At 74.8% G+C, this 24445-nt stretch carries 23 protein-coding genes; 10 read left to right on the top strand and 13 right to left on the bottom strand.

Translation table 11 applies throughout. From position 1 onward, the window contains the following. Positions 1 to 41: 41 nt before the first annotated feature. Entirely contained in the window at positions 42 to 434 is a 393-nt protein-coding gene (locus tag ACZ7FF_RS05970) for a hypothetical protein (protein ID WP_470809851.1), read from the bottom strand. Between the two features lie 228 nt (positions 435 to 662). On the opposite strand from ACZ7FF_RS05970, the gene ACZ7FF_RS05965 reads away from it, so the two are divergent. Both ACZ7FF_RS05965 and ACZ7FF_RS05960 read left to right on the top strand, forming a co-directional pair. After that, the gene (locus ACZ7FF_RS05965; RefSeq protein ID WP_470809850.1) at positions 663 to 2045 is read left to right on the top strand and encodes a rhodanese-like domain-containing protein; all 1383 of its coding nucleotides are present in this window, start codon (positions 663 to 665) and stop codon (positions 2043 to 2045) included. Beyond that, complete coding sequence (locus ACZ7FF_RS05960; RefSeq protein WP_470809848.1) at positions 2042 to 2791, top strand: sulfite exporter TauE/SafE family protein; 750 nt, start codon at positions 2042 to 2044, stop codon at positions 2789 to 2791. The genes ACZ7FF_RS05965 and ACZ7FF_RS05960 overlap by 4 nt, the downstream gene beginning before the upstream one ends. A gap of 36 nt (positions 2792 to 2827) precedes the next feature. Here the strand turns inward: ACZ7FF_RS05960 and ACZ7FF_RS05955 are convergent, their stop codons facing one another. Continuing rightward, positions 2828 to 3109: a metal-sensitive transcriptional regulator gene (locus ACZ7FF_RS05955; protein WP_452967174.1), complete on the bottom strand. Its 282-nt coding sequence runs from the start codon at positions 3107 to 3109 to the stop codon at positions 2828 to 2830. An 80-nt stretch (positions 3110 to 3189) separates the two neighbouring features. On the opposite strand from ACZ7FF_RS05955, the gene ACZ7FF_RS05950 reads away from it, so the two are divergent. Beyond that, positions 3190 to 3753, top strand: coding sequence for a rhodanese-like domain-containing protein (locus ACZ7FF_RS05950; RefSeq protein ID WP_470809845.1), 564 nt, complete (start codon positions 3190 to 3192; stop codon positions 3751 to 3753). Positions 3754 to 3828: 75 nt separating this feature from the next. Here ACZ7FF_RS05950 and ACZ7FF_RS05945 read toward each other — a convergent pair whose 3' ends face one another. From ACZ7FF_RS05945 to ACZ7FF_RS05915, 7 genes are all read right to left on the bottom strand, one after another. Next, complete coding sequence (locus ACZ7FF_RS05945; RefSeq protein WP_470809843.1) at positions 3829 to 4698, bottom strand: carbohydrate ABC transporter permease; 870 nt, start codon at positions 4696 to 4698, stop codon at positions 3829 to 3831. Beyond that, positions 4695 to 5657 carry a carbohydrate ABC transporter permease gene (locus ACZ7FF_RS05940; protein ID WP_470809841.1) on the bottom strand — a complete coding sequence of 321 codons (963 nt, stop codon included), beginning with the start codon at positions 5655 to 5657 and terminating at the stop codon, positions 4695 to 4697. The genes ACZ7FF_RS05945 and ACZ7FF_RS05940 overlap by 4 nt, the downstream gene beginning before the upstream one ends. Beyond that, complete coding sequence (locus tag ACZ7FF_RS05935) at positions 5651 to 7000, bottom strand: ABC transporter substrate-binding protein (RefSeq protein WP_470809839.1); 1350 nt, start codon at positions 6998 to 7000, stop codon at positions 5651 to 5653. The genes ACZ7FF_RS05940 and ACZ7FF_RS05935 overlap by 7 nt, the downstream gene beginning before the upstream one ends. Further along, positions 6997 to 8004: a GNAT family N-acetyltransferase gene (locus tag ACZ7FF_RS05930; RefSeq protein WP_470809838.1), complete on the bottom strand. Its 1008-nt coding sequence runs from the start codon at positions 8002 to 8004 to the stop codon at positions 6997 to 6999. The genes ACZ7FF_RS05935 and ACZ7FF_RS05930 overlap by 4 nt, the downstream gene beginning before the upstream one ends. A gap of 444 nt (positions 8005 to 8448) precedes the next feature. After that, positions 8449 to 9162: a class I SAM-dependent methyltransferase gene (locus tag ACZ7FF_RS05925; protein ID WP_470809836.1), complete on the bottom strand. Its 714-nt coding sequence runs from the start codon at positions 9160 to 9162 to the stop codon at positions 8449 to 8451. 884 nt (positions 9163 to 10046) lie between these two features. Beyond that, positions 10047 to 10478 (bottom strand): SsgA family sporulation/cell division regulator, encoded by a 432-nt coding sequence (locus tag ACZ7FF_RS05920; RefSeq protein ID WP_470809835.1) that lies wholly within the window; start codon positions 10476 to 10478, stop codon positions 10047 to 10049. 228 nt (positions 10479 to 10706) lie between these two features. Continuing rightward, positions 10707 to 10886 carry a DUF6480 family protein gene (locus tag ACZ7FF_RS05915; protein ID WP_470809834.1) on the bottom strand — a complete coding sequence of 60 codons (180 nt, stop codon included), beginning with the start codon at positions 10884 to 10886 and terminating at the stop codon, positions 10707 to 10709. 358 nt (positions 10887 to 11244) lie between these two features. Between ACZ7FF_RS05915 and ACZ7FF_RS05910 the strand changes: the two genes are divergently transcribed. Together ACZ7FF_RS05910 and ACZ7FF_RS05905 are read left to right on the top strand one after the other, a co-directional pair. Next, positions 11245 to 12621 carry a cryptochrome/photolyase family protein gene (locus ACZ7FF_RS05910; RefSeq protein ID WP_470809833.1) on the top strand — a complete coding sequence of 459 codons (1377 nt, stop codon included), beginning with the start codon at positions 11245 to 11247 and terminating at the stop codon, positions 12619 to 12621. Beyond that, positions 12513 to 14132: a cryptochrome/photolyase family protein gene (locus tag ACZ7FF_RS05905; protein ID WP_470809832.1), complete on the top strand. Its 1620-nt coding sequence runs from the start codon at positions 12513 to 12515 to the stop codon at positions 14130 to 14132. The genes ACZ7FF_RS05910 and ACZ7FF_RS05905 overlap by 109 nt, the downstream gene beginning before the upstream one ends. Positions 14133 to 14196: 64 nt before the next feature. Here ACZ7FF_RS05905 and ACZ7FF_RS05900 read toward each other — a convergent pair whose 3' ends face one another. From ACZ7FF_RS05900 to ACZ7FF_RS05885, 4 genes are all read right to left on the bottom strand, one after another. Beyond that, positions 14197 to 15450, bottom strand: coding sequence for an FAD-dependent oxidoreductase (locus tag ACZ7FF_RS05900; protein ID WP_470809831.1), 1254 nt, complete (start codon positions 15448 to 15450; stop codon positions 14197 to 14199). Between the two features lie 117 nt (positions 15451 to 15567). Continuing rightward, positions 15568 to 17148, bottom strand: a complete 1581-nt coding sequence (locus tag ACZ7FF_RS05895) for an FAD-dependent oxidoreductase (RefSeq protein ID WP_470809829.1) — start codon at positions 17146 to 17148, stop codon at positions 15568 to 15570. Continuing rightward, positions 17145 to 17867: a methyltransferase domain-containing protein gene (locus ACZ7FF_RS05890; RefSeq protein ID WP_470809828.1), complete on the bottom strand. Its 723-nt coding sequence runs from the start codon at positions 17865 to 17867 to the stop codon at positions 17145 to 17147. Before ACZ7FF_RS05890 ends, ACZ7FF_RS05895 begins: the two co-directional genes overlap by 4 nt. Before the next feature lie 67 nt (positions 17868 to 17934). Next, entirely contained in the window at positions 17935 to 19131 is a 1197-nt protein-coding gene (locus ACZ7FF_RS05885) for a lycopene cyclase family protein (protein ID WP_470809826.1), read from the bottom strand. Between the two features lie 228 nt (positions 19132 to 19359). Here ACZ7FF_RS05885 and ACZ7FF_RS05880 point away from each other — a divergent pair, with 228 nt between their 5' ends. The 5 genes from ACZ7FF_RS05880 to ACZ7FF_RS05860 are packed head-to-tail and all read left to right on the top strand — an operon-like array spanning position 19360 to position 24308. After that, positions 19360 to 20628, top strand: coding sequence for a polyprenyl synthetase family protein (locus tag ACZ7FF_RS05880; RefSeq protein ID WP_470809825.1), 1269 nt, complete (start codon positions 19360 to 19362; stop codon positions 20626 to 20628). Next, positions 20625 to 22166, top strand: a complete 1542-nt coding sequence (gene crtI, locus ACZ7FF_RS05875; RefSeq protein ID WP_470809823.1) for a phytoene desaturase family protein — start codon at positions 20625 to 20627, stop codon at positions 22164 to 22166. The genes ACZ7FF_RS05880 and crtI overlap by 4 nt, the downstream gene beginning before the upstream one ends. Further along, positions 22163 to 22291, top strand: a complete 129-nt coding sequence (locus ACZ7FF_RS05870; RefSeq protein ID WP_470809821.1) for a hypothetical protein — start codon at positions 22163 to 22165, stop codon at positions 22289 to 22291. The genes crtI and ACZ7FF_RS05870 overlap by 4 nt, the downstream gene beginning before the upstream one ends. Beyond that, a complete protein-coding gene (locus ACZ7FF_RS05865; protein ID WP_470809819.1) occupies positions 22288 to 23301 on the top strand; it encodes a phytoene/squalene synthase family protein in 1014 nt (337 codons plus the stop codon). The genes ACZ7FF_RS05870 and ACZ7FF_RS05865 overlap by 4 nt, the downstream gene beginning before the upstream one ends. Continuing rightward, a complete protein-coding gene (locus ACZ7FF_RS05860) occupies positions 23298 to 24308 on the top strand; it encodes a DUF5914 domain-containing protein (RefSeq protein ID WP_470809817.1) in 1011 nt (336 codons plus the stop codon). The genes ACZ7FF_RS05865 and ACZ7FF_RS05860 overlap by 4 nt, the downstream gene beginning before the upstream one ends. The last annotated feature ends 137 nt before the right edge of the window (positions 24309 to 24445 follow it).

Here is a 24445-nt window from a genome sequence, read left to right as displayed (position 1 = left end):
CTGGGCGGCGTGCGCGAGGCGGTCGCCCGGGCCCGTCCCGGTCAGCGGCCGATCTGCTCCAAGCGGCGGAAGCGGGCCGCGGACCAGGTGTCGTCCAGCGAGACGAGGCTGACGCCGTGCCAGCCGAGATCGACGAAGGCGGGCATGAGGGTGTCACGGCTGAGGTCGCTGACCCCGCCCTTGCGGTAGGCGATCCAGACCTTCGCGGCGTCGGACGCGTCCGACAGCACGGCGGGGGCGTCCCGGTGCAGCTGCCCGCTGTCCTCGGCGAACAGCACGACCACGTCCGCCGGCTCACCGCCCGGACCGGCCGGCCGAACCGTGACGTCGTCCGGCAGAGGCCCGACCGCGGGCGGCTCGCCGTCCGGCGCGTTGATCACGGTCAGCACGCTTCCGGCCCTGACGCCGAGCTTCTCGGCCGCCGTCTTCGCCATGCGGGCACTCTCCCCTGCGGGCCTGGCTGCCCCAGGCGATCGTTCCGGGTCGGCGCGGCACGGGGTGGGCACCTCGGAGCGGGCCGATTCCGTTCGAGGGTACGCGCGGCTCCGGCGGGCGGGGCCGCCCGGGTCGATGACCCCACCGGAAATACCCCAGGGGGTATCTCTGTTACTGTCGATGTCGGATACCCCCCGGGGTACATCGAGCCGTGAGGAGTCGCAGTCGTGTTCTTCGTCGAAACCCTGGAGTTCGAGGGGCTGGGCAATCGCAGCTACCTGGCGGGCGGGCCCGATGCCGCGGTGGTGGTGGATCCGCCGCGGGACATCGACCAGGTCGTCGCCGTCGCCGCCCGGCGGGGGGTGCGCATCGCCTTCGTGGCCGAGACGCACGTGCACAACGACTACGTCTCCGGCGGCCTGGAGCTGGCGCGGGTGACCGGGGCCCGCTATCTGGTACCGGCCGGGGCCTCGGTGTCCTTCGCCCGGACCCCCGTCGCCGACGGCGACACCGTCGTGCTCGGCGAGGGACTCGTGCTGAGTGCCGTGGCCACCCCCGGGCACACCCCGCACCACACCTCCTACGTCCTGCGGGAGGACGGGCGGGCGGTGGCCGCCTTCACCGGCGGCTCGCTGCTGATCGGCGGCGTGGGCCGGCCCGACCTGGTCGACCCGCGGCTCACCGAGGGGCTGGCCCGCGCCCAGCATGCCTCTGCCCACCGCCTGGCCGACCAGTTGGACGACGACGTGCCGGTGCTGCCCACCCATGGCTTCGGCAGCTTCTGCTCCTCCTCCGGGGCCGGGGGCGACACGACCACGATCGGCAGGGAACGCCGGGCCAACGACGCGCTGACCAAGGACGTGGAGACCTTCGTCGCCGAGATGCTCGCCGCGCTGGACGACGTGCCCGCCTACTACGCCCACATGGCCCCGGCCAACGCCGCGGGCCCCGCCCCCGTCGACCTCACCCCGCCGCAGCAGGCGGACGCGGGGCGGATAGCCGAGCGGCTCGCGGCGGGGGAGTGGGTGGTGGACCTGCGCAACCGCGTGGCCTTCGCGGAGGGCCATGTGGCCGGATCGGTCAACTTCGAGGGTGACGGCAAGCTCGCCACCTACCTGGCATGGCTGATCCCGTGGGGCAAGCCCGTGACCCTGCTGGCGGAGACCGCCGAGCAGATCGCGGACGCGCAGCGCGAGCTGACCCGGGTCGGCATCGACCGCCCGGCCTCGGCCGCCGACGGCGACCCGGCCGGCTGGGTCCGCGACGGCGAGCGGCTGGTGTCCTTCCCGCGCGCCCGCTTCGCCGACCTGGCCGACGTGCGGGCGCGCGGCGAGAAGGCGCTGGTGCTGGACGTCCGCCGGGACGCGGAGCGCGCCGGCGGCCACGTGGAGGACTCGGTGCACATACCGATCCACGAGCTGCACGGCCGCCTCGGCGAGGTACCCGGGGGCGTCGTGTGGGTGCACTGCGCGGGCGGGACGCGCGCGGCGATCGCCGCGTCCCTGCTGCACGCCGCCGGCCGCGAGGTGGTCGCCGTCGACGACGGTTTCGAGAGCGCCGTCGCGGCCGGCCTCACCGGCCGGGGCGGCAGCGGTGGTGTCACGGCGTGAGCGCGCTGGTACTCGCCCTCGTCGCCGGAGCCGTGGTGGGGCTGGCCCTCGGCGCGCTCGGCGGGGGCGGGAGCGTGCTGGCGGTGCCGGCGCTGACCTACCTGCTCGGGTTCACCCCCGCGGCGGCCACCACCGCCAGTCTGATCATCGTCACCGCCACCTCGCTCACCGCCCTGTACGCACACGCGCGCGCCGGGAGCGTGCGGTGGAAGGCGGGCGCCCTGTTCGCCGCGGCCGGACTTCTGCCCGCCGCGGCGGCCGGAGCCGCGGCCGGCCGCCTTCCCCAGGCGGTGCTGACCGCCGCCTTCGCCGCGGTCGCCGCGCTCGCGGCCGTACGGATGCTGCGCCCCGCCCCCCGAACCGCCGACGGGCCGAAGGAGGCGCGCCCGGCCAAGGCCGCCGGGGTCGGCGCGGGACTCGGCGCGCTGACCGGACTGCTCGGGGTCGGCGGAGGCTTCCTCGCCGTCCCGGCCCTGGTCACGGTGCTGACGTTCGAGATGCAGGCCGCGATCGGCACCAGCCTGCTGGTCATATCGACCAACTCCCTCGCCTCCCTGGCCACGCGCGGTGCCACCACCGGAGGCACCGACTGGGCGGTGATCATGCCCTTCGCCGGTGCCGCGATCCTCGGCGCCTGGGACGGCAAGAAGCTGGCCGACCGGATCCCGGGCGCCGTGCTGCAGTGCACGTTCGCCGTCGTCCTGCTCGCCGTTGCCGCGTTCATGCTCGCCGACGCCCTGACCTGACCGGCGGGCGGCGCACCCCCCGCCGGCACGGCCGAACTAGGCCAGCGAGAGGAAGAGCTTCTCCAGCCGGTTCCGCATCTGCTCCCGGTCTCCGGAGGCGGCCATGTCCGAGTCGGTCAGGCAGTGCTGCAGACCGGTGGCGATGATCGCGAAACCCGCCTTGTCCAGCGCACGGGACGCCGCGGCGAGCTGCGTCACCACGTCCTCGCAGTCCCGCCCCTCCTCGATCATCTTGATGACCCCGGCGATCTGGCCCTGCGCCCGCCGCAACCGGTTGACCACCGTCTTCAGTTCCTCAGCCGCCATCGCCAGTTCCACAGCCCACACTCCTTCACGGATACCCCCTCGGGTATCCTATCGAAGGGGGTAACCCATGAAGAGCAAAGGAAAGTCCCCCCGTGACACCCACCATTCTCACCGCTGACCAGGCCCACGCCCGCCTTTCCGAGCTGACCGTCGTCGACGTGCGCACCCCCGGCGAGTACGCCTCCGGCCATCTGCCCGGCGCCCACAACATCCCCCTCGACGCCCTCGACCGGGCCCTGCCCGCCCTGAAGACCGCCGCCGAACACGGCAGCCTCCTCATGGTGTGCGCCTCGGGCGCCCGCTCGGCCCGTGCCTGCGAACGGCTGGCCCGGGACGGCGTCGCCGCCGCCACCCTCACCGGCGGCACCGAGGCCTGGACCCGGCGCGGCCACGACGTCCACCGGCCCGCCGGCACCCGCGCGGGCTGGGCCATGGAGCGGCAGGTGCGGTTCGCCGCCGGGTCCCTCGTCCTGTCCGGGCTGCTCGCCGGCCGACGCCGGCCCGGGGCCCGGTGGATCGCGGCCGGTGTCGCCGGCGGCCTGGTCTTCTCCGCCCTCACCGACACCTGCGGCATGGCCCGCGTCCTCGCCAAGCTCCCCCACAACCGGCCCCGGGCCGCAGGCCTGGACGCCACCCTCGCCGCACTCGCCGGCTGACACCGCCGTACCGCGGGGGCCTTCGCGCCGTGGACGTACGGCGAAGGCCCCCGCGACGCCCGCGTCCCGGGCCCGTCACTTCAGGCCGCTGAGCATGACCCCGCGGATGTAGTACTTCTGCAGCAGCAGGAAGAGGACCAGGACCGGCAGGATGCTCAGGACCAGACCGGCCATGACGATGGGCATCGTGCGGGCCGGGTCGACGTAGTCCTGCAGGAGCTGGATGCCGACGGGCAGCGTCATCACGTCCGGGTCGGCGGTCGAGACGAGCAGCGCCCAGATGTACTCGTTCCAGGCGTCGACGAAGGTCAGCAGACCCAGCGTCACCAGGACCGGCTTGGTCTGCGGCAGCACGATCCGCCACCACACCGCGAACTCGCCGGCCCCGTCGATGCGCGCCGCCTCCAGGACCTCGTCCGGGATCGAGACCATGAACTGGCGCGTCAGGAAGATCCCGAAGCCGTTGACGAGGAACGGCATCACGAGCGCCACGATACTGACGGTCAGACCCGCGCCCCCGCGCCCCAGCAGGTCGTTGCCGCCCGCCAGCGGCCAGTGCACCAGGATCAGGAAGTGCGGGATGAAGAAGAGGAACGGTGGGAACATCATCGTGGACAGCACCAGACGGAAGACGAAGTCCCGGCCGGGGAAGCGGAGTTTGGCGAGCGCGTAACCGGCCAGCGACGACGTGAGCAGCACCGACCCGGTGATCAGGGCGGTGGCGACGACGCTGTTGCGGAAGAGCACCGGCAGATCGAGCTGGCGGACCGCGGATCGGTAGTTGGACAGGTCGAACGCCCTGGGCAGGAACCGGTACGGCAGCGTGCCGGACTCCCCGGGCCCCTTGAAGGACGTCATCACCATGTCGAGGAACGGCACCACCGTGAGCACGGCGCCGGTCACGACCACCAGATACGAAAGCCACGGGAGACGGCGGCGGTTCACGCGTCCTCCCCCCTGCGCCGGAAGACCCACAACTGCACCAGGGTGACGGCGAGTACGACCACGAACAGCACGAACGCGGCGGCGCTCGCGGTGCCCCAGTCGCCGTAGGCGAACGCCTGCCGGTACATCTCCAGCGCGGCCACATCGGTCGCGTCGCCCGGCCCGCCCTTGGTCATCACGATGATCAGCGCGAACGACTGCAGACCCGTGAGGAACTGGGTGACGCACACGAACAGCAGGGACGGCCGCAGCAGCGGCAGCGTGATCTTCCGGAAGACCGTGACGGGCCCCGCGCCGTCGAGCGCGGCGGCCTCGTAGTACGAGACGGGAATGGACTTCAGCCCGGCGGTCAGGACGAGGATCGCCGAGCCGACCGAGGCCCAGGCCTGTACGACCACGACCGCGGGCAGCGCGGTGTCCGGGTCCTGCAGGAACGCCACCGAGCCGAGCCCGAGGGCGTTGAGGACCCCGTTGACCAGGCCGCCCGGCTCGTACATGTACTTCCACACGTTGCCGACGGCGACGACGGTCGTGACGATCGGCAGGAAGTACAGGGTCCGCCACAGCCCCTGGAAGCGCAGGTTGTCGATGCAGGTGGCCACGACCACGGAGCCGGCGAGCGCGAGCGCCACGGTGCCCAGGGCGAACAGCATCGTGTTGGTGAGGATCGGCGCCAGGAACGTCGAACCGTCCGCGAACAGGCCGGTGAAGTTGTCCAGGCCGACCGGCTCGATGTCGCCGAGGTCGAACCCGGTCCAGCGGGACATCGACAGCAGCAGCGCGAAGCCGAGCGGCAGGACGAGGAAGACCGCGAAGAACAGCAGCGTCGGCGCCAGGAATAGGTAGGCGACGACGACTTGGCGGCGCCGGGCCCGGCCGCGGCCGTCGACGGGCGGCGCGGCCGGCCGCGCGCGGGGCGACGTGCGTTCGGCCGTCTCCGGCGCGAGGGTGTTCACCATGACCGCGACACCTCCTGGTCGACCTGGCGGCGGGTGGTGCGCAGGGCCTCGGCGACCGACTGCTGGCCGGTCCACAACGCCTCGATGTTCTTGCGCAGCAAGGACTTGGCCTGCTGCGCGCCCGGCCCGTTCGGCTCCGGCACGGCGTACGCCAGCGCGTCCAGGAACGGGCGGAGGTTCGGGTCGCCGCCCTCGCCGAGCAGGGTCCGCATGTCGTCGGCGCGGCCGGTGAGAGAGCCGACCGACACCTGCAGCGCGCTCATCCGGGTGGCCGTCACACCTTCCCCGGCTCCTTTGACGCCCACCTTCTCCGCGTTGAGCCAGCGCAGGAACTCCCATGCCTCGTCCGGGTGTTCACTGGCCGTGTTGACCCCCAGCATGAAACCCGTGGCGAGCGTGGCGCGCCGGTCGCCCGCCCGGGGGACGGGCACGGGGGCGACACCGACATCGCGGTAGTCCTTGCCCATCAGGTCCTTCAGGCTCCCGGTCCACCAGCCGGCGCTGATCACCATGGCCACCTGCCCGGAGGGGAACGCCTGGTAGACGTTGACGCCCGGGGCGCTCGCGCCCCGGGCGACGAGGCGGTGCTCCAGGTCGAACACCGCCCGCCCGGCCGGTGAGTCGATGGCGGTGCTCCTGCCGTCCCCGGACACGAACGCGCCCCCGGCGGCGTTGAGCAGGGCGAGCGTCTGGCCGACGGTGGTGGAGTCGTCGTAGGTCGACAGCCCGAACCCCTGGACCAGCGTGTTGCCGTAACCGTCCCGTCTGGCGGTGCGGTGGGCCGTCTCCTCCAGCTCCCGCCACGTGCGCGGAGGGCCGGAGGCACCGGCCTCTCGCAGCAGCCGCTTGTTGTAGTAGAGGGCGTACGTCTGCACTTCGGTGGGGTAGCCGTAGACCTTGCCGCCGACGGACGAGGAGCCGACCGCGGCGCTCCCGTAGCCCCGCCTGATCTCCTCGGCGTGCTCCCGGGGAGCGGGCCGCAGGACACCGGCCCGGACCAGCTGGCCGTTCCACAGGCAGTACGGGTGGAGGATGTCGGCCCCCTGGCCCGCGGCCTGCCGGACCATGAACGTGGTCAGCAGGTCCGTGAACTCGACGGCCTTCGTCCGCACCTTGACCCGGTCGTGCGTGGCGTTCCACTCGTCGACCGGGCCCTGCAAGGCCTGCTTCAGCTCCCCGCTCGCGTAGTGGGAGAGCAGGGTGAGGACGATCGGGTCCCCGGGCCGTCCGCTGCCCTGGTGCGGCGCCGCGCACCCGGACGCGAGCAGCGCCGAGGGGAGCCCGAGCGCGAAGCGGCGGCGGCTCAGGCCGCCCGGTGCCCCGGCACGGCGGGACGGTGTCACCGTCCGGCCTCCCGGCGCATCACCCGGAACACCCGGTTCGTGGTGAATCCGGCCTTGCGGTACATGTGGCCCGCCGGGGAGCGCTCGCCGGTCCACAGGAACCACGCGGAGTGCGCACGGCGCGCCCGCATCCGCTCCAGCACCAGGTGCAGCAGCACCTCGCCGAGTCCGGTGCCACGCATCTCCTCCAGCACACCGATCGGGCCGAACCGCTCGTCCACCGAGTCGAACGCCCCGTGCATCGCCCAGCCGACCATGCGGCCCGACGGGTCCCGCGCGACGACGATCCGGTCGAGCGGCGTACCCGAGACCAGACACCCCCGGATCGTGCAGGCCCAGTCCGGACCGAAGTGACCACCGGCGAGCGCGAGGAGATCCACCAGGTCGTCGTCGTCGGGCGTACCGAACCGGTAACCGCGCGCCCTCAGTTGGCCCAAGCGGCCCCCGACCTCCTCGGGAAGGCGATGGCCCACCAGGCACAGGTCCATCGCCGCCGCCTCGTACAGCGTGCGAAAGCCCAGCGACTCCAGCAGCCCGGCCGCCTCCGGGTACGCCTCGGCGTCCAGGCCCGGGAAGACGTAGTTCGGGGTGTACGAGGAGAAGTCCACCCGGGTACGACCGTGCCCGTGCAGCCAGTCGAGGGCCTCGGTCAGCAGCAGTCTGCCGAGACCGCACCCGCGGGCGGCCGGGTCGACGAAGAAGAAGGGGATCCACCCCTGCTCCGGCTCCAGGTCGGTGCCCGCCATCGGCGTCAGGCGGCGCACCGCGTAGGCAGCCCCGACGACACGCTCACCCTCGACGGCGACCCGAAGCCCCTCCGGATCGAAGTTGGGGTCGAGCAGCACCAGGGTGCGAAAGCGCTCCGCGGTGATGGGGTCGGCCGGCGCGCTCCGCCGCCACGCCTCCACCAGCCGCGGCCCGTCGCCCGCCCGGAAACCACGGATCCCGGCACGGGTCCGAGTGATGCGCTCGCTCTTCTCGATCTCGCCGATCTGGTCGGTCATCGCGGGAGTTGTCCTTCCATACGCCGATCGCGGCCGCTCCCGAACGCCGCCGGGAGAGGTGGCTGAGCCGGACGCGAGCGAAGAATTCCTGGCCGTCGCACGGAAGTTGAGCGGGATGCCGCACGGTGGCCGGTCTCAGCCGCAGAGCAGGCCGCCGTCGCCGGCCCACCGGCCGGACGGCACCGACCGGCCCGAGCCGCCCCGGCCCCGCGAGCCCCCGTTCCGCACACGACCACGCGCTCCCGGTCGTCACCGCCACGCGGTCGTCCGTGCACATCCTTGGCCCCGTCTGCCGGTGACATCTCGAAGCGGTTGTCGGAAATTTACTGGTATGTCTATTCATTTGGCAACGATCTGATGGCGGGTCGCGCCGGGGTGAGGGAGCAGGGCGGCATTGGCGTGATCGATGGCGACCGAAGTGCGCTGAGGTCTCTCGGCTCTCGGTCAGGACCTGTCGCTGTCAGGAGGGACGGGCGGACGGCCGGCCTGGATGAGAGTGCATGCCAGAGGCGTGTCGTCGTCGGGGGCGGTCAGGACGTCGACCTGGTCGACGACGAGACCGTGGCCGACCAGGAGACTTTCCCAGAGTGTGGGCGTGAGCACCCACATCTGGACGGTCAGAGGATCACCTCCGGCGGGATGGAGAGCCTCGGGCCGGGCGGTGACGCAACGGGACGGCCCGTCGCCCCTGAAGGTGGTGTGCAGGGCGGAGAAGACGAGCCGGCCTCCGGGCGAGAGCGCGCGCGTCAGGGCGGGCAGGAGCCGGTGCGGGTCGATGTACGGGATGCCGTGGACGGAGTAGATGACCTCGTACGGATCCGCCCCGATCAGGTACTCGGCCGCGTCGGCGTGGATCAGACGTAGACCTGCCCGGCCGCCGTAGCGCTGGACGGCGCGCTCGTGCTGTGCGCGGGCGCTCTCGACGGCATCGACACGGGCACCCTTGCGGGCGAGGTAGGCGGGGAACTTGCCGATCCCGGAGCAGAGGTCCAGGACGCGGCGGCCGCTGAGATCGCCCAGGACCTCTTCGCCCGGCCCCATGTCGGGCCAGTATCCCCAGGCCAGACGGTCGACCTCTGGGATGAGGGTGCCGCGGGTCTGATGGTGGGTGCCGTAGGCGTGCCAGGCGAGGAGGGTTTGCCGTTCGGTGTCCAACACGATGGCTCCAGAGGCGTTTCAAGGGGGAGGGTGTAGCAGCGCAGCACGTCGAGGTCGGCGGCCCGTACGACCGACCAGTCCGCGCTCAGCGTCTCGGCCTCGCCGGCGGTGATGCCGAGGTGCTTGAGCGGATCGCTGTCCTCGCGTCGGACGGCGAGTTCGGTGACGACCCGGAAGGGGGTAGACCAAGTGGCCGGTGCGGACCGCGTCCGCCGGCTCCGGCAGCGAACTGAGGTCTTGGGTGGCGAAGTCCATCACCGCTCGGTCGGCGCGTTGCCGTGGCGATGGTGCCGGGCGCGAAGTCGACGCCCGTGGCGCGATATCCGAGCTGTGGGAGGCGGCGGGCGAGGGCGTCGTCGCCGGTACCGAGATCGAGGGCAGTGCCTCCGCGGTCGGCCCCCGACGCATCAGCCAGGACCCTGGTTCCGGCGTTGGTGCCAGCGCCCGCCGGCCCAGAGCGGTTCCCGGCGGACGTATCCGCGAGCGTAGTGGAAACCGTCGGGAACCTTCGGCATGCCTGCCTCCCTCCTTGAGGGCCGTCGAGTGAGGCCGCCCCGAGTATTGGTGTAGCAGCAGGTACTGACAGGAACGCTTGGACAACACGGCGTCGAGGCCGACCAGGACGCCATGTGGCCACGGACGCCGTGTGGGTGTGCCGTCACTGAAGCCGTGGTCGGCCTCGCGAATGGGTTTCTCACCTGAGGTAATTGCCCCGGGTCTGCCGATGAGTGGGCTGACTGGGGGAATGGCTGAATGCAGCGGGGCGCTTTGGGCGCTGCATTGCGCCGGAGCCGCCCCCTGATGGCAGTTCTGGTGGTCTGAGAGGTGTCAGGGTGCGGGAGAGAGGTAGGCGCCGGTGGACAGTTGAATGTCGACCGGATGTGTCATCCCGGGCCCAGCAGGTTCGTCACGATGGTGTCCCAGGGGATGTGGGAGTCCTCCGTGCCCGCGGGGACCGCTGTGAAGGTGGTGGTCAGCCAGTGGCGGAGCGGGGTGGCCGGTACGTACAGTGCGGCGGCTCCGTCTCTGCCGCGGAGGGCGATTCTGACCGTGGTGAGGCCGTGGCAGCGGCACGGTGGCCAGACGCGGACGTTGCCCTCGCCGGCGGGGGTGCGCAGGCCCCTGTGCAGCATGTCCCGGGAGAAGAACCACGGGGCCGTGATGTCGGGGCCGCCGGGGAAGTCCAGGCGTACGGCGAGCGGGTCGGCGGAGTCGTAGCTGAAGCGGACCTCGAGCGGGACGGCCTCGGTGGCGCTGAGGACCAGATGGATGGTCATGTCGGTGTGCAGACGCTTGGTCCGTCCGGTCGAGTGCATGGCGCCTCCCAGGCGAGGTGAGATGTGGGTTCTGCGGTACCCGGAGGGCGCCGGTGGATTCCCTGGTTCGGCGGGGGAGCGCGAGCGGTCTCGGCAAGGAGGCCGGAGCCGCCCGCAGTCCCACGTGCGACCCGCCGTCCGCCCCCCCGCTTCCGGCCCGTCGCTCGCACCCTGCCTCCCGGGGGCGGGGCCGGCGCCCCGCATCCGGCCCGCCGGTCGCGCCCCCGCTCACAGGTCGATCATGCGCATCACGAAGAACGCCGCGACGATCAGGCAGCCCAGCACGATCAGGGTCAGCCAGATGCGGGGGTGTTCCCACAGGCCGCCGTCCGGTCGTTCGGGATGGGCCTCCGCGATCGATCCCTCGACGGGGGGTGTCTCTTCGGGAGGGCGCAGGGATTCGGTCATCGTTCCACCTCCAGATCGGGACGGTGGGAGGCTCGGCTCGTCCGGGGCCGAGCCCGCGGGGGGCGAAAGGGCTCCCTGGCTGTCTTCGGCGGCCGTTCGGTGGGTGGATGCGGTCCGGGGCGGGCGGCCTGACGGGGCTGTCGGGAGCCACCGTCGTACGGCGGCCGGAACGGACGGGCGGGAGTGGTGGGGCCGCCCCGTGCACGCGGCCGTGGGACATCCGGCGCCCGGTCCGCAGCCCCGGCTACGCCGCAGCCCGCGACCGCATCCGCCGGGCCCCTCGCCGCCGAATACCTCCGTACCGGTCCCGGTGGTTCGCACCGGTGTCCGTCGCTCACCCGGAGGAAGCTGACCACCCATGCACGTCTCGGTCGTCCTGTTCACCGCCGATCTGCGTCTGCACGACCATCCGCCGCTGCGCGCGGCGCTGGACGCGGCCGACGCCGTCGTCCCGCTGTTCGTGCGGGACCGCGCCGTCGAGGCGGCGGGGTTCGCCGCGGCCAACCGCCGGGCCTTCCTCGACGGCTGCCTCGCGGACCTCGACGCCTCGCTGCGCGCGCGGGGCGGCCGGCTGGTGCTGCGCTCAGGCGACCTGGTGGAGGAGGTGTGCCGGGTGGTGACCGAGACGGAGGCCGACGAGGTGCACATGTCGGCCGGGTACAGCGGGTTCGCGGGGCGACGGGAGGAGCGGCTGCGCGCGGCCCTGGAGGCGGCGGGCCGCCGGCTGTTCGTGCACGACGCGGTCACCGTCGCCGTACCGCCCGGCGCGCTGACCCCCGCCTCCTCCGACCACTTCGCCGTCTTCACGCCGTACTACCGGCAGTGGGCGCAGGTGCCGCTGCGGCCGGTCGCCGGCGCCCCGCGCCGGGTGCCCGTGCCCGACGAGGCGCGCGGCGAGCCGGTCCCCACGGGCGAGGGGATCACCGGGGCGTCCCCGGACCTGCCGTCCGGCGGGGAGAGCGGGGCCCGCAGACAGGCGACCGCCTACTGGCGCCGCGGCCTCGACGCCTACGACACCACCCGCGACGACCTGGCCGCCGACGCCACCTCGCGCTTCTCGGCCCACCTGCATTTCGGCACCCTGTCCCCGGTGGAACTGGTGCACCGCGCCCGCCGGCACGGCGGCGCGGGCGCCGAGGCGTTCGTACGGCAGCTGGCCTGGCGCGACTTCCACCGCCAGGTGCTCGCCGCACGCCCGCAGACCGCCCACGCCGACTACCGCACCAAACGCGACCGCTGGCGTACGGAGCGCACCGCCGGTGCCGACATCGGCGCCTGGCGCGAGGGCCGCACCGGCTACCCGGTCATCGACGCGGCCATGCGCCAGCTGCGCCAGGAGGGCTGGATGCACAACCGCGCCCGGCTCCTCACCGCCAGCTTCCTCACCAAGACCCTCTACGTCGACTGGCGGATCGGCGCCGCCCACTTCCTCGACTGGCTGGTCGACGGCGACGTGGCCAACAACCAGCTCAACTGGCAGTGGATGGCGGGCACCGGCACCGACACCCGCCCCAACCGGGTCCTCAACCCGGTCACGCAGGCGAAGAAGTACGACCCGGACGGCACCTACGTGCACCGGTGGGTCCCCGAACTCTCCGGCGTCGAGGCCCCCTCGGTGCACGAGCCATGGAAGCTGCCCGGCCTGGACCGCGCCGCCGTCGACTACCCCGACCCCCTCGTCGGGCTCTCCGACGGACTCGACCGCTTCCGGCGCGCCCGCGGGAAGCAGCCGTGAGCCGGGCGGCCACCGCGCACTGGCTGTTCGGCGACCAGCTCGGCCCGCACTTCCTCACCCCCGGCGAGGACGGCCCCGGCCGTGACGCCCCGGTGGTGATGATCGAGGCCCGCTCGGTGTTCCGACGGCGCCGCTTCCACCGCGCCAAGGCTCACCTGGTGCTCTCCGCGATGCGCCACCGGGCCGCCGAGCTGGGGGACCAGGCCCGCTACGTCCGCGCCGAGACCTACCGCGAGGGCCTGCGCGAGGCGGTGGGGGACGGGCCGGTGACCGTCCGCCACCCCACCTCGCACGCCGCCGTCCGTCTGCTCCGCTCCCTGCCGCAGGCACGCGTCCTGCCCGCGCGCGGCTTCCTGCTGCCGCACGAGGTGTTCCGCGCCTGGGCGGACGCGCGGGGCGGCGGCCACCTGCGGCAGGAGGACTTCTATCGCTGGGTGCGCCACGAACTCGACCTGCTGGTGGACGGCGGCGAACCGGCCGGCGGCCGCTGGAACCACGACCACGACAACCGCGAACCACCGCCCAAGGACGCCCGCACCCTCGGCGCCCCCGCGCCCTACCGGCCCCGGGAGGACGACATCGACGCGGAGGTCCGGGCCGACCTGGACCGCTGGGAGCGCGAGGACGGCATCCGCTTCGTCGGACGGGACGGCCCGCGCCGCTTCCCCGCCGCCCGCCGCGAGGCGCTGTCCGCGCTGCGCCGGTTCACCGAGCACCGGCTCGCCGGGTTCGGCCCCCACGAGGACGCGATGCTCGCCGCCGACCCGGTGATGAGCCACAGCCTGCTGTCGTCCTCCCTCAACCTCGGGCTGCTCGACCCCGCCGAGTGCCTGGCGGCCGCCGAGGGCACCTGGCGGGCGGGCCGGGCACCCGTCAACAGCGTGGAGGGCTTCGTACGGCAGATCGCCGGCTGGCGCGAGTACGTGTGGCAGCTGTACTGGTACTTCGGCGACGACTACCGCCACCGCAACGCGCTGCGCCATCGCGTCCCGCTGCCGCCGTGGTTCCGCGAGCTCGACGCGGACGCCGTCACCGCCCGCTGTCTGTCCACCGTCCTCGCCCAGGTGCGCGACACGGGCTGGACACACCACATCCCCCGGCTGATGGTGCTCGGCAGCTTCGCCCTGCAACGCGGCTGGGACCCCGGGGAGGTCACCGACTGGTTCCACCGCTGCTTCGTCGACGGCTACGACTGGGTGATGCTGCCCAACGTCACCGGCATGTCCCAGTACGCCGACGGCGGCCGCATGACCACCAAGCCGTACACCTCAGGCGGCGCCTACATCCACCGCATGAGCGACCTGTGCGAGGGCTGCGCCCACCGCCCCGCCGACCGCACGGGACCGCGCGCCTGTCCCTACACCACCGGCTACTGGTCCTTCGCCCACCGCCACCGCGCGCTGCTCGCGGGCAACCGGCGCACCGCCCGGGCCGTGCAGGGCCTGGACCGGCTGGGCGACGTGGACGAGGTGCTGCGCACCGACCGGCGCTGGGACGCAGGTCCGCCCTGACCCGCCGACCCGCCCCGCCGTCGCACCAGGGCCCTTCCCACCGTCGTACCGGACGGGTCCGGTGTCATCCGCCCGCCAGGTCCGCCGCCACCTCGCGGGCCGCCCGCGCTCCCGACGCCAGTGCCCCCTGCACCGAGCCCGTCGCGCGGTGGTCGCCGCACACGTACCGGCCCCTGCCCACCCGGCTGCCGCGGCTGAGCGGCAGCCCCGGCGGCATCACGGGCAGCGCCTCCTCCACCGTGCGGGTCGCGATCGGGTCCCAGCCCGCGGTCTCGGTGTCGTAGCACTCGGCGAGGGCCGCCCGGACCCCGGTCTCCCGTCCCTCGGCGTCGCCGCCCAGCACCGAGGTGGCCACCAGCGCGCACCCGCGCGGGGCGTGCGCGGAGTGCACCTCGCTCATGACGCAGCTGTTGACGAAACGCCCTCGCGCGTCCGTCAGCAGCGTCGGCTCACGCAACGGGGAGCGGGCGGCGAGGTGGTAGTAGGTGGTCACCGTGCGGTACGGCGGTACGGCCAGACGCGGCAGCAGCCGGGACGCCGCCCCCGGCCCGGCCGCCACGACCACCGCGCGCGCCGCCACCGGACGGTCCCCGTCCACGAGGACGCCCTCGTCCGTCAGGGCCGTCACCGGCGACTCCAGGGCCAGCGTGCCGGGCCGGAGCCGGGACGCCAGCAGTTCGGGCACGGCCGCGATGCCGCCGGCCGGGAGGCAGAGGGTGCCGCGGACCGTGCTGCGCCACACGAGGTGGAAGAACCGGCTGGAGGTCTCCAGCCCGTCCTCCAGGAACACCCCGGACAGGAACGGCCGGAAGAACCGTTCCACGAACGCGTCGGTGAAACCGGCCCTGGACAGCGCCCGCCGCGTCGTGGTGTCCCGTCCGCGCCGCAGCAGCCCCGCGGGCGTGAAGGCGTCCCGGGCGGTGAGCGCGGCGAGGGCGGCCAGGTCGCGCGGCCCGGCCAGTCCGCCGGTCAGCCCAGACAGCGCCTGCCGGGGTGCCCGGGTGGGGTCCGCGAACCTGAACAGCCGGTCGCCGTCACGCACCAGGAAACCGGGCGTGAAGGGGCGCAGCCGCAGCCGCCGCAGCGCCACCCGGCGCCGTACCTGGGGATAGGCGGTGTTGAAGACCTGGAAACCGCGGTCCACCGTGCACCCCGCCACGACGTCGGTGCGCATCCGGCCGCCGGGCCGGTCACCGGCCTCCAGCAGCCGTACCCGCAGACCCGCCGTGAGGAGGTCGCGGGCACAGGCGAGTCCCGCCGGGCCGGCGCCCACCACGACCACGTCCCACCGGGTACGGCCCGGGTCTCGACCGCTCATCGCGCTCCCTCGTGTCCGCTGCCGACCGGGCACGGCCCGCCCGCACCCGCTCACTCTTCTCCCGTGGACGACCGGACGGATGCGGGCGCGGCAGACTGCGCGGAGCACCGAACCCGCTCAGCGGCCCTCCCCGGCTCGTGCCGCCGCCCAGCGCAGGGCCGCCGTGCGGCCCCGGTCGGGTACCGTCCACAGGGCGTGGCCCCGCAGGCCCCACCGGCCGAGCAGGGTGTTGGCGGCGAGGAAGCCGCTGGTGGCCGCCCGTTCCATCAACGCCACCGGGAGACCGGTGCGGACGGTGTCGCCCGCCACGACCAGGCCGGGCGTGGGCGTGTCCACCGTCGGCCGGTCGGCATGGCCGCCGACCGCGAACAGCGGGCAGTCGGCCCGCCATTCGTGGCGGGCGTCGACCACCCGGGCCGCGCGCGTCTCCGGGTGGACGCGGTGCAGTTCGGCGAGCAGTTCCTTCTCGGTGATCTCGCGGTCGGCGTCCTCGGGCAGGGCGTAGGCGTGCAGCTCGACGACCGAGCCGCCGGTGCGGGCCGCCCAGCGCGCGGCCTCGCCCTCCCAGCCGCTGAGCACGCTGACGTTGTCGAGGGCGCCGTACCCGCTGGTGCCCAGAAAGCCGGGCCGGTCCGCGCGCACCGGCCGGTCCAGCCAGAGCCGCGAGACCAGGAAGGGCGGCGCGGTGCGCAGCCGGGCCATGCGCTCGCGCCACCCGGGGTCGCCGAGCCCGGGGGAGCGGGCCACCAGCGAGCGCAGGCCCGCCGGGTCGAGGGCGAGCACCACGGCGTCGTACGGCTCCTCGCCGTGCGCGCAGGCCACGGTGAAGCCGCCAGGGCGCAGGACCGCGACCTGTGCCACCGCGGTTCCGGTGCGCACCCGCGCGCCGAGCCGGTCCAGACGTTCGGCCAGCGGGTCCCACAGGGCCTGCGGGAACGGCTCCCGGGGCACGTCGAACAGCAGGCCCTCGGCCGAACCGAGGAAGTAGACGTGGAACATCAGCGCCATCTCCGCGGCCGACAGCCCCCGGGGATCGGCGAAGAAGCTGCGCGAGAAGACCTCGAAGGCGAGGTGCCGTGCCGCCGGGGGGAAGCGGATCGCCTCCAGGAGGTCGAACGCGCTGACGTGGTCGAGCCGTTCGTACACCCCGGGCACCCGCACGTCGAGCAGCGGCAGCGCCGCGCGCGGGCGCATCCGGGCCAGGTCGCGCACGGAGAACGACTCGCTCAGCGCCACGAACCCGAGCGCGCTCAGCGGCGGTGTGCGCGGCACGTGCCGGAAGCTGTCCCGCCGGCCGCCGGAGTGCCGCAGTGGATAGTCGGGCAGAGCGGTCAGCCGGGCGAGGGCGGGGTCGGTACGGCGCAGCAGGGCGCGCAGGTTGTAGTACTGCCGGAAGAAGGCGTGAAAGCCCCGGCTCATGGTGACCGTCGTGCCGTCGGCGAGCCGTGTGGTCCATCCGGCCAGCCGGCCGCCGAGCTGCGCCTCGCGCTCGTACAGCGTGACCCGCACCCCGCGTTCGGCCAGCGCGGTGGCCGCGGTCAGCCCCGCGATCCCGCCGCCGACGACCGCCACGCGCGCCGCGCCGGCCCCCTCGGCCCGCTCGGCGCCGGGCGGTGCGGGCAGCAGCCGGGCCAGCCGGTCCCGGCCGGGGCGCGGTTCGCGGGTGCCGGGAACGGAGGGCCTGCGCCGCGCGCTCATCGTCCCGCCTCCCCGGCGCGGCGGGCGACGACGGTGTGGGTGATGCCGGTCTGCCAGCCCGGCAGCGGCAGCACCCGCACCCGCTCGAACCCGGCGCGCCGTACCCGTCCGGCGAGTTGCCCGGCCGTGTCGAAGGTGACGACGCTGCGCCACAGATGACGGTAGAGCGGGCCGTCGCCGAGCAGCGTGGCGACCGGCAGGACGACTCCGCCGCACACCGCGCTCCACACGGCCCGGTGTGCCGGCCGTCCGCTCAGCGCGTACTCGTGCACGGCCAGCCGGCCGCGCGGCGCGAGCAGCCGGTGCGCGCGGGCGAGCACGGCGTCCGGATCGGCGGTGTTGCGCAGCAGGTACGCGGCGAAGACCGCGTCGAAGGGGCCGCGCACCCCGGCCTCGGCCAGGTGCTCCACCGGCGCGTGCACGAACCGGACCGGCCGGTTCCACGCCCGGGCGGCCGCGCGCCGCAGCATGCCGGCCGAGGCGTCGACGGCCGTGATGTCCGCGCCGGGCAGCACGGCGGCCAGGGCCGCCGTGGAGGCGCCGGTGCCGCAGCCGAGGTCCAGCACCCGCAGGGCCCGGCCGCCGTCGGGCAGGCCGAGGCGCCGGGCGGAGCGGCGCAGTTGGGCGTGGTAGCCGGGATTGGCCGCCACCAGCGTGTCGTAGCTGCGGGCGGCGTGGTCGAACGCGGCGGCCAGGTCGGCGTCGCGCAACACGGGCATGCCATCTCCGGGGGGAGTCGTCGGAACGGGGGTGTGGGTCGAGAGGCGAAGTCGTCGGACAGGGGGGTCAGTCGAGTGAGGCGTTTCTGCGGGGGGTGAACGGGAGGGCCAGCGCCGAGCCGAGCATCGCGGCGACGGGCACGTGCAGCCCGATGGACAGGTCCTCCGCCAGGCTGGTGCGCCCGTCCAGGAAACGCAGCAGGCGGGGCGCCGGCACACGGGTGAACAGGCGGGTGAAGAAGGCCGGGCCGTCCACCCGGCCGTGGTCGAGCGCGTGCAGCAGCACGGCGTCCATGAGCCGGGAGCGGGCCGAGTGGGCGCGCGGCGGCAGGGGACGGCGCCCGGCGTGCAGCGCGGCGGCCACGGCGCCGGTCTGCCGCTGCACCGCGCTGAAGGTGTAGCCGGTCGCGGGCCGGGTGGCCCCGGCCGCGGCCCCGATCCGGAACACCGACGCGGCGGTCCGCCGGGGGAAGGCCGCGTCCGTCATCGGGATCACCCCCTGCTCGCACGCGACCACCTCGTGGTCGCCTGCCCCGAGGATCCGGTTGGTGTAGTGCCGCAGCGCACCGTCGTACGCCTCCCGGGCGAGTGCCCGGCGGGAGAACTCCGTGTACTCGACCAGCGCCTCCCGCGGACCGGTCGGCAGGACGTAGCCGAACGACAGACCCTGCGCGGGCTGCGGGGTGCGGAAGTCCATCAGCTCCACGGTGCCGGGCTCGAACACCGGCCCCCGGGTCCGGACGAACCAGCCTCTGAAGTGCTGCAGCAGCGTCGTGCGGGCCGGCGGCAGACGCGCGGGGGGCCGGGAGTCGAACACCCAGCGGGCGCGCACGGTCACCCGCTCCCCGCCGGGCGCGCGGGCGTGCACCAGCGCCCCGCCCGGCACGGACTCGACCCGCTCGGCGACGGCCTCGACGGTCGTCACCCACCGGCTCCCCGCGAGCGCCCGGCCCGCGAGTTCCTCGAACTCCTCGGAACGCAGCATCTTGTAGCGCAGCGGCGCGATGTCCGCCTCCACCGTCCGCCCGTCACCGGAGCGCACCCGCAGCCGCCGCCAGGAGGCCGTCAGCGCACCGTCGTACGGCCCCGCCCCCGCCTCCCAGAAGCACCACGTGCGCCGCGCCGCCCGGAAGGGCCCCGGCGGCGCCGCCAGCAGCACCGCCGTCACCGGGCGGGCGCCCGCGGGCGGCCGGGCCAGCCGCAGGGCCAGCGACAGCCCGGCGGCACCGGCGCCCACGACGGCGACGTCCGACTCCACCTCCACGGCGGCTCCCTTCCCGGGCCGGATGGTCCGGTCAGTCTTCCCGCCCGCCCGCCCCGGCGGATGCAGCCGAAGGCGTGTCGGGCCCGCCGGGTGCCGGCGTGGCGGAAGGTCCACCGAACGGCGCATCCGGCGGGGCGATCCGCGCGGAATGTGTGACGACACACGCGACACGACAGGTGCAGGCACCGGGCACGACGTCCGGCCTCCCGACTGGCGAGAGGACCCTCGATGCGTTCCACCCAGGCGATCGGACGCCCCCAGGACGGCCGGCCGCGCAGGCCGCCCGCCGTGGCCGGTCATGACCCAGGGGCACGGACCGCCCCGGGCGGCGCGCGCGCCGTCGACGACGACGTGCCGGGCGCCGTCGGCCGGGAACTGCGGGACCTGCTCGCCGACCGCCTCGCCGACTGCCGCGGACTCGACCCGGTGTTCGCCCACGACATCGCCGACCGCGTCGCCCGCTTCACCCGGTACGGCGGACGCCGTATCCGCTCCCGGCTCCTGTGGTGGTCCCTGCGCGCGTGCGGCGGTGGGGACGCCGCCCAGGTGCGCGCGGCGCTGCGTACGGCGGCGGCACTCGAACTCCTCCAGACCTGCGCCCTCGTCCACGACGACCTGATGGACCAGGCGCCCACCCGCCGCGGCGCGCCCGCCCTGCACGCCGACGTGGCGGACCAGTACACCGGGCCGACGTCCCGGCAGGCCGCACAGCGGCTCGGCGCGTCCGCCGCCGTGCTCGCCGGCGACCTCGCCCTGGCCTGGGCCGACGACGCCATGGCCGGACTGCTGCTGGATCCCGCGCTCCCGCGCGGCACCGCGCACCGCCTGAACGGGGTGTGGCGCACCCTGCGCACGGAGATGGCCGCGGGCCAGTACCTCGACGTACAGGGCCAGGCCACCTCCGTCCGCACCCGCGCCCGGTCGATCCGCGCGGCCCGCCTCAAGAGCGCCCTGTACACCGTGGAACGCCCGCTGGAACTCGGCGCGGTCCTCGCAGGGGCCGACACCGCCACCGCGGAGACGCTGTGCCGCGCCGGACGCCGCGCGGGCCTCGCCTTCCAGCTGCGGGACGACCTGGACGACGTCCTCGCCGACCCCCGGGTCACCGGCAAGCCGTCCGGCGGGGACGTCCGCGAGGGCAAGCCCACCTATCCGCTGGCCGTGGCCCGGACCCTCGCCACGGCCGCCGGAGACCGCTCCGCGCTCGGCGTGCTGGAGCACGCCGTGGGCCGCGCGGCCCTCACCGACGCCGAACTGGCCGAGGTGCGGGAGGTGCTCGTCGCCACGGGAGCCCGCGACCTGGTCGAGAGGAAGATCGCCCGGCTCCGCGCACAGTGCCTGGACCACCTCGGCGGGGCCGCCCTGGAACCGGGCCCGGCGGCCCGGCTGCGCGCGCTCCTGACCGGGATCACCGGCACCCGCGGCCAGGTCCCCGAGCCGGGCGGCCGCCCGCCGGGCGCCACCCTGGCCGCCACCGGAACGGAGGCGGGCCGGTGACCCGGACCCTCGCGGGACCCACCGACCACGTGGTGGTGGTCGGCGCCGGACTGGCCGGCCTCTCCGCCGCCCTGCACCTGCTCGGCGCGGGCCGCCGGGTGACCGTGGTCGAACGCGGTCCCGGACCCGGCGGCCGGGCCGGGCGCCTCGAACTCGGCGGCTACCTCGTCGACACCGGGCCCACCGTCCTCACCATGCCGGACATCGCGGACGAGGCGTTCGCCGCGGTCGGTACCTCGCTGCGCGACCGGGTCGAACTGATCGAGCTGCACCCCGCCTACCGGGCCCGGTTCGCCGACGGCAGCACCCTCGACGTGCACACCGACGCCGACGCGATGGAGGCCGAGATCGAACGGTTCGCCGGGGGCGCCGAAGCCCTCGGCTACCGCCGGCTGCGGAACTGGCTGGGGGAGCTGTACCGGGCCGAGCGCGGCCGCTTCCTCGACGCCGACTTCGACTCGCCGCTGCAACTGCTCACGCCCGACCTGGCCCGGCTCGCCGCCCTCGGCGGCTTCGGCCGCTGGGAGGCCGGCGTCGCCCGCCACCTGCGCGACGAGCGGCTGCGCCGCGTCTTCACCTTCCAGTCCCTGTACGTCGGCGTCCCGCCCGAACGGGCCCTGGCCGCCTACGCGGTGATCGCCTACATGGACACCGTCGCCGGGGTCTACTTCCCGCGCGGCGGCATGCACGCCCTGCCGCGCGCCATGGCCGACGCGGCGGCCGAGGCCGGGGCCGAGTTCCACTACGGGCAGCCGGTGACCCGCCTCGAACGCTCCGGCGACCGCGTCACGGCCGTGGTGACCGACGACCTGCGCGTCCCCTGCGACGCCGTCGTGCTCACCCCGGAACCGCCCGTGGCCTACCGCCTGCTGGGCCGCGCCCCGCGCCGGCCCGCACGGCTCAGGCACGCCCCGTCGGCGGTGGTCCTGCACGCCGGCTGCGACCGCACCTGGCCGGAACTGGCCCACCACACACTGTCGTTCGGCCGCGCCTGGCGGCGCACCTTCCGTGAACTGACCCGTACCGGCGAGCTGATGAGCGACCCCTCCCTGCTGATCACCCGGCCCACCGCGACCGATCCCGGCCTGGCCCCGCCCGGCCGCCACCTGCACTACGTGCTCGCCCCCTGCCCCAACACCGACATCGGCCCGGGCGCCGCCGACTGGCCCGCGCTCTCCGCGCGTTACCGCGAGGGCCTGCTGCGCGAACTCGACCGCCGGGGCCTGGCGGGCATCGCCTCGGCCATCGAGGAGGAGTGCCTGGTGACCCCGGCCGACTGGAGCGCGCAGGGACATGTCGCGGGTACGCCGTTCTCCGCCGCCCACACCTTCGCCCAGACCGGCCCCTTCCGCCCCCGCAACCTCGTGCGCGGCACCGCCAACGCCGTCCTCGCGGGCTGCGGCACCACACCCGGGGTGGGAGTGCCGCCCGTGCTGCTCTCCGGAAAGCTCGCCGCGGCCCGCGTCACCGGCGGGACCCGCCCCCGCGCCGCCCTCGGCACGCGCGCCGGGCGGCCGGTGGAGGGGGCGCGGCCATGACGGTGCGTGAGCTGGACGCGGTCGGGGTCAGGGTGCGGGTCGTGGAATGGGGTGCGGCCATGACGGCGCGTGAGCCGGATGCGGTCGGGGGCGCGGTGCGGCTCGTGGAAGGGGTGCGGCCATGACCGCCCGGGAACTGGACGCGGCCGGGATCCACGACCCCCGCCTGCGGGACGCCTACACCCGCTGCCGTGTGCTGAACGCCCGGCACGGGCGCACCTACTTCCTCGCCACCCGGCTGCTGCCCCCCGACCGGCGGCCCGCCGTGCACGCCCTGTACGGCTTCGCCCGCTGGGCCGACGACATCGTCGACGCGTTCCAGGACGGCCCCGGCGCACCGGCGGGCGACGACGGGACGGCACGGCGGGCCGCCGCCCTGGACCGGCTCGGCGACGACCTGGACCGCGGACTGGCGGGGGGCGAGGGCGCCGCCCCGGTGGTCGCCGCGCTCGCCGACACCAGCAGGCGCTACGCCATCGACCACCGCCACTTCACCGACTTCCTCGCCTCGATGCGCAGCGACCTCACCGTCACCGAGTACGCCGGCTACGACGCGCTGCGCGGCTACATGCACGGATCGGCGGCGGTGATCGGGCTGCAGATGCTCCCCGTCCTCGGCACCGTCGTACCCCGCGAGGAGGCCGCCCCGCACGCGGCCGAACTGGGCGTCGCCTTCCAGCTGACCAACTTCCTGCGGGACGTCGGAGAGGACCTCGACCGCGGCCGGATCTACCTGCCCCAGGACCTGCTCGCCTCCCACGGCGTGGACCGCGAGCTGCTCCGCCACTGCCGGGACACCGGCCGCACCGACCGCCGGGTCGTCGCGGCACTGCGCGCCTTCGAGGCCCTCACCCGCGCCGCCTACCGGCGCGCGGCCCCCGGCGTGCCGATGCTCGACCCCGTCGCCCGGCCCTGCATCCGCACGGCGTTCGTGCTCTACGGCGGCATCCTGGACGCAGTCGCCGCCGACGGCTGGACGGTGCTGCACCGCCGCAGCGCGGTGCCCCGCAGACGCCGTGCGCTCGTCGCCGCGGACGGCCTGGTGCGGGTGACCGCGGCCCGGCTCGCCGCACGCCGCAGGGGCGCCGCGCCCCACGGCCCGCATCCGTCCTCCCCCTGGAAGGAGGCCGCGTGACACCCGAACGCCGGCCCCGGCGCCCCCGCCTGCCCCTGCGGCTGTGCCGCGCCCCCGTCGCCTGGGATCGGCAGCGCCCCACCTGGCGCGAGGCCCGGCCCGCGCTGATCGCCGAGGCGCTCAAACGGGCGCAGGCCCGGCCGAGCGGCAACTGGTACGTCGTCGGGTCCGCTCGGGACCTGCGCCCGGACCGGCCGCTGGCCCGGACCGTCGCCGGCCGGGAGGTGGTGCTCTGGCGCGACGCGGGAGGCCGCGTCGTCGCCGGCCCCGGCATCTGCCCCCACCTGGGCGCGCCGCTGCGGGACAGCCCGGTGCGCTGCGGCACCCTGGTGTGCCACTGGCACGGACTCGCCCTGGACGGCAAGCCGTTCGGCGGCTGGGAGCCCTGGCCCGCCCATGACGACGGGTTGCTGCTGTGGGTGCGGCTGGACGACGCCGGGGGCGAACGGCCCACCGCCGCGCCGCCGGTGCCGGCCCGGCCCGCCGCGGCCGGCGCGCTGGCGGCCGTGTACACCGCCACGGGCGTGTGTGAGCCGGACGACGTGGTCGCCAACCGCCTCGACCCCTGGCACGGGGCCTGGTTCCACCCGTACTCGTTCGTCGACCTCACCGTGGTGGGGACCCCCGGGCGGCCCGAGGAGGAGGACGCGTTCACGGTCGACGTCTCCTTCAAGGTCGCCGGCCGGCTCGTCGTCCCCGTCCGCGCGGTGTTCACCGCCCCCGGACCGCGCACCGTCGTCATGCGGATCACCGACGGCGAAGGCGCGGGCTCCGTCGTCGAGACCCACGCGACACCGCTCGGACCGGACGGCGGGGGCAGGCCGCGCACGGCGGTCGTGGAGGCCGTCGTGGCCACCTCCGAAAGGCCCGGATTCGCCCTCGCCCGCCGCGCCGCGCCCCTGCTCCGCCCGGCGATCCGCTACGCGGCGGGCCGCCTCTGGCGCGACGACCTGGCCTACGCCGAACGCCGCTGGGCCCTGCGAGCCGCGGGACACTTCCCCGGCTGAACCGGCGACCCGTGCCCCCCGGTAGCGAGCCGCGTGCCCGCGGGCGGGGGGAGCAGCGCCGGGCGGCGGGCCCTCCGCGGCCCGGCCGCGGAGGACCCGCCGACACGCGAACAGCGCTCCGTCCCGCCCAGCGGGTC

The organism is Streptomyces sp. NPDC037126 (assembly GCF_055605965.1).
Note: the sequence above shows the minus strand (reverse complement) of the source record. Positions and strands in the feature narration are given on the sequence as shown.

Excerpts from the sequence above, each read along its gene's own strand:
- ACZ7FF_RS05970 (WP_470809851.1), bottom strand. The coding sequence starts at position 434 with ATGGCGAAGACGGCGGCCGAGAAGCTCGGCGTCAGGGCCGGAAGCGTG.
- ACZ7FF_RS05870 (WP_470809821.1), top strand. The coding sequence starts at position 22,163 with ATGACGGTGCGTGAGCTGGACGCGGTCGGGGTCAGGGTGCGGGTCGTG.
- ACZ7FF_RS05905 (WP_470809832.1), top strand. The coding sequence starts at position 12,513 with ATGGAAGCTGCCCGGCCTGGACCGCGCCGCCGTCGACTACCCCGACCC.
- ACZ7FF_RS05890 (WP_470809828.1), bottom strand. The coding sequence starts at position 17,867 with ATGCCCGTGTTGCGCGACGCCGACCTGGCCGCCGCGTTCGACCACGCC.
- ACZ7FF_RS05895 (WP_470809829.1), bottom strand. The coding sequence starts at position 17,148 with ATGAGCGCGCGGCGCAGGCCCTCCGTTCCCGGCACCCGCGAACCGCGC.
- ACZ7FF_RS05865 (WP_470809819.1), top strand. The coding sequence starts at position 22,288 with ATGACCGCCCGGGAACTGGACGCGGCCGGGATCCACGACCCCCGCCTG.
- ACZ7FF_RS05900 (WP_470809831.1), bottom strand. The coding sequence starts at position 15,450 with ATGAGCGGTCGAGACCCGGGCCGTACCCGGTGGGACGTGGTCGTGGTG.
- ACZ7FF_RS05930 (WP_470809838.1), bottom strand. The coding sequence starts at position 8,004 with ATGACCGACCAGATCGGCGAGATCGAGAAGAGCGAGCGCATCACTCGG.
- ACZ7FF_RS05910 (WP_470809833.1), top strand. The coding sequence starts at position 11,245 with ATGCACGTCTCGGTCGTCCTGTTCACCGCCGATCTGCGTCTGCACGAC.
- ACZ7FF_RS05940 (WP_470809841.1), bottom strand. The coding sequence starts at position 5,657 with ATGGTGAACACCCTCGCGCCGGAGACGGCCGAACGCACGTCGCCCCGC.
- ACZ7FF_RS05920 (WP_470809835.1), bottom strand. The coding sequence starts at position 10,478 with ATGCACTCGACCGGACGGACCAAGCGTCTGCACACCGACATGACCATC.
- ACZ7FF_RS05880 (WP_470809825.1), top strand. The coding sequence starts at position 19,360 with ATGCGTTCCACCCAGGCGATCGGACGCCCCCAGGACGGCCGGCCGCGC.
- ACZ7FF_RS05915 (WP_470809834.1), bottom strand. The coding sequence starts at position 10,886 with ATGACCGAATCCCTGCGCCCTCCCGAAGAGACACCCCCCGTCGAGGGA.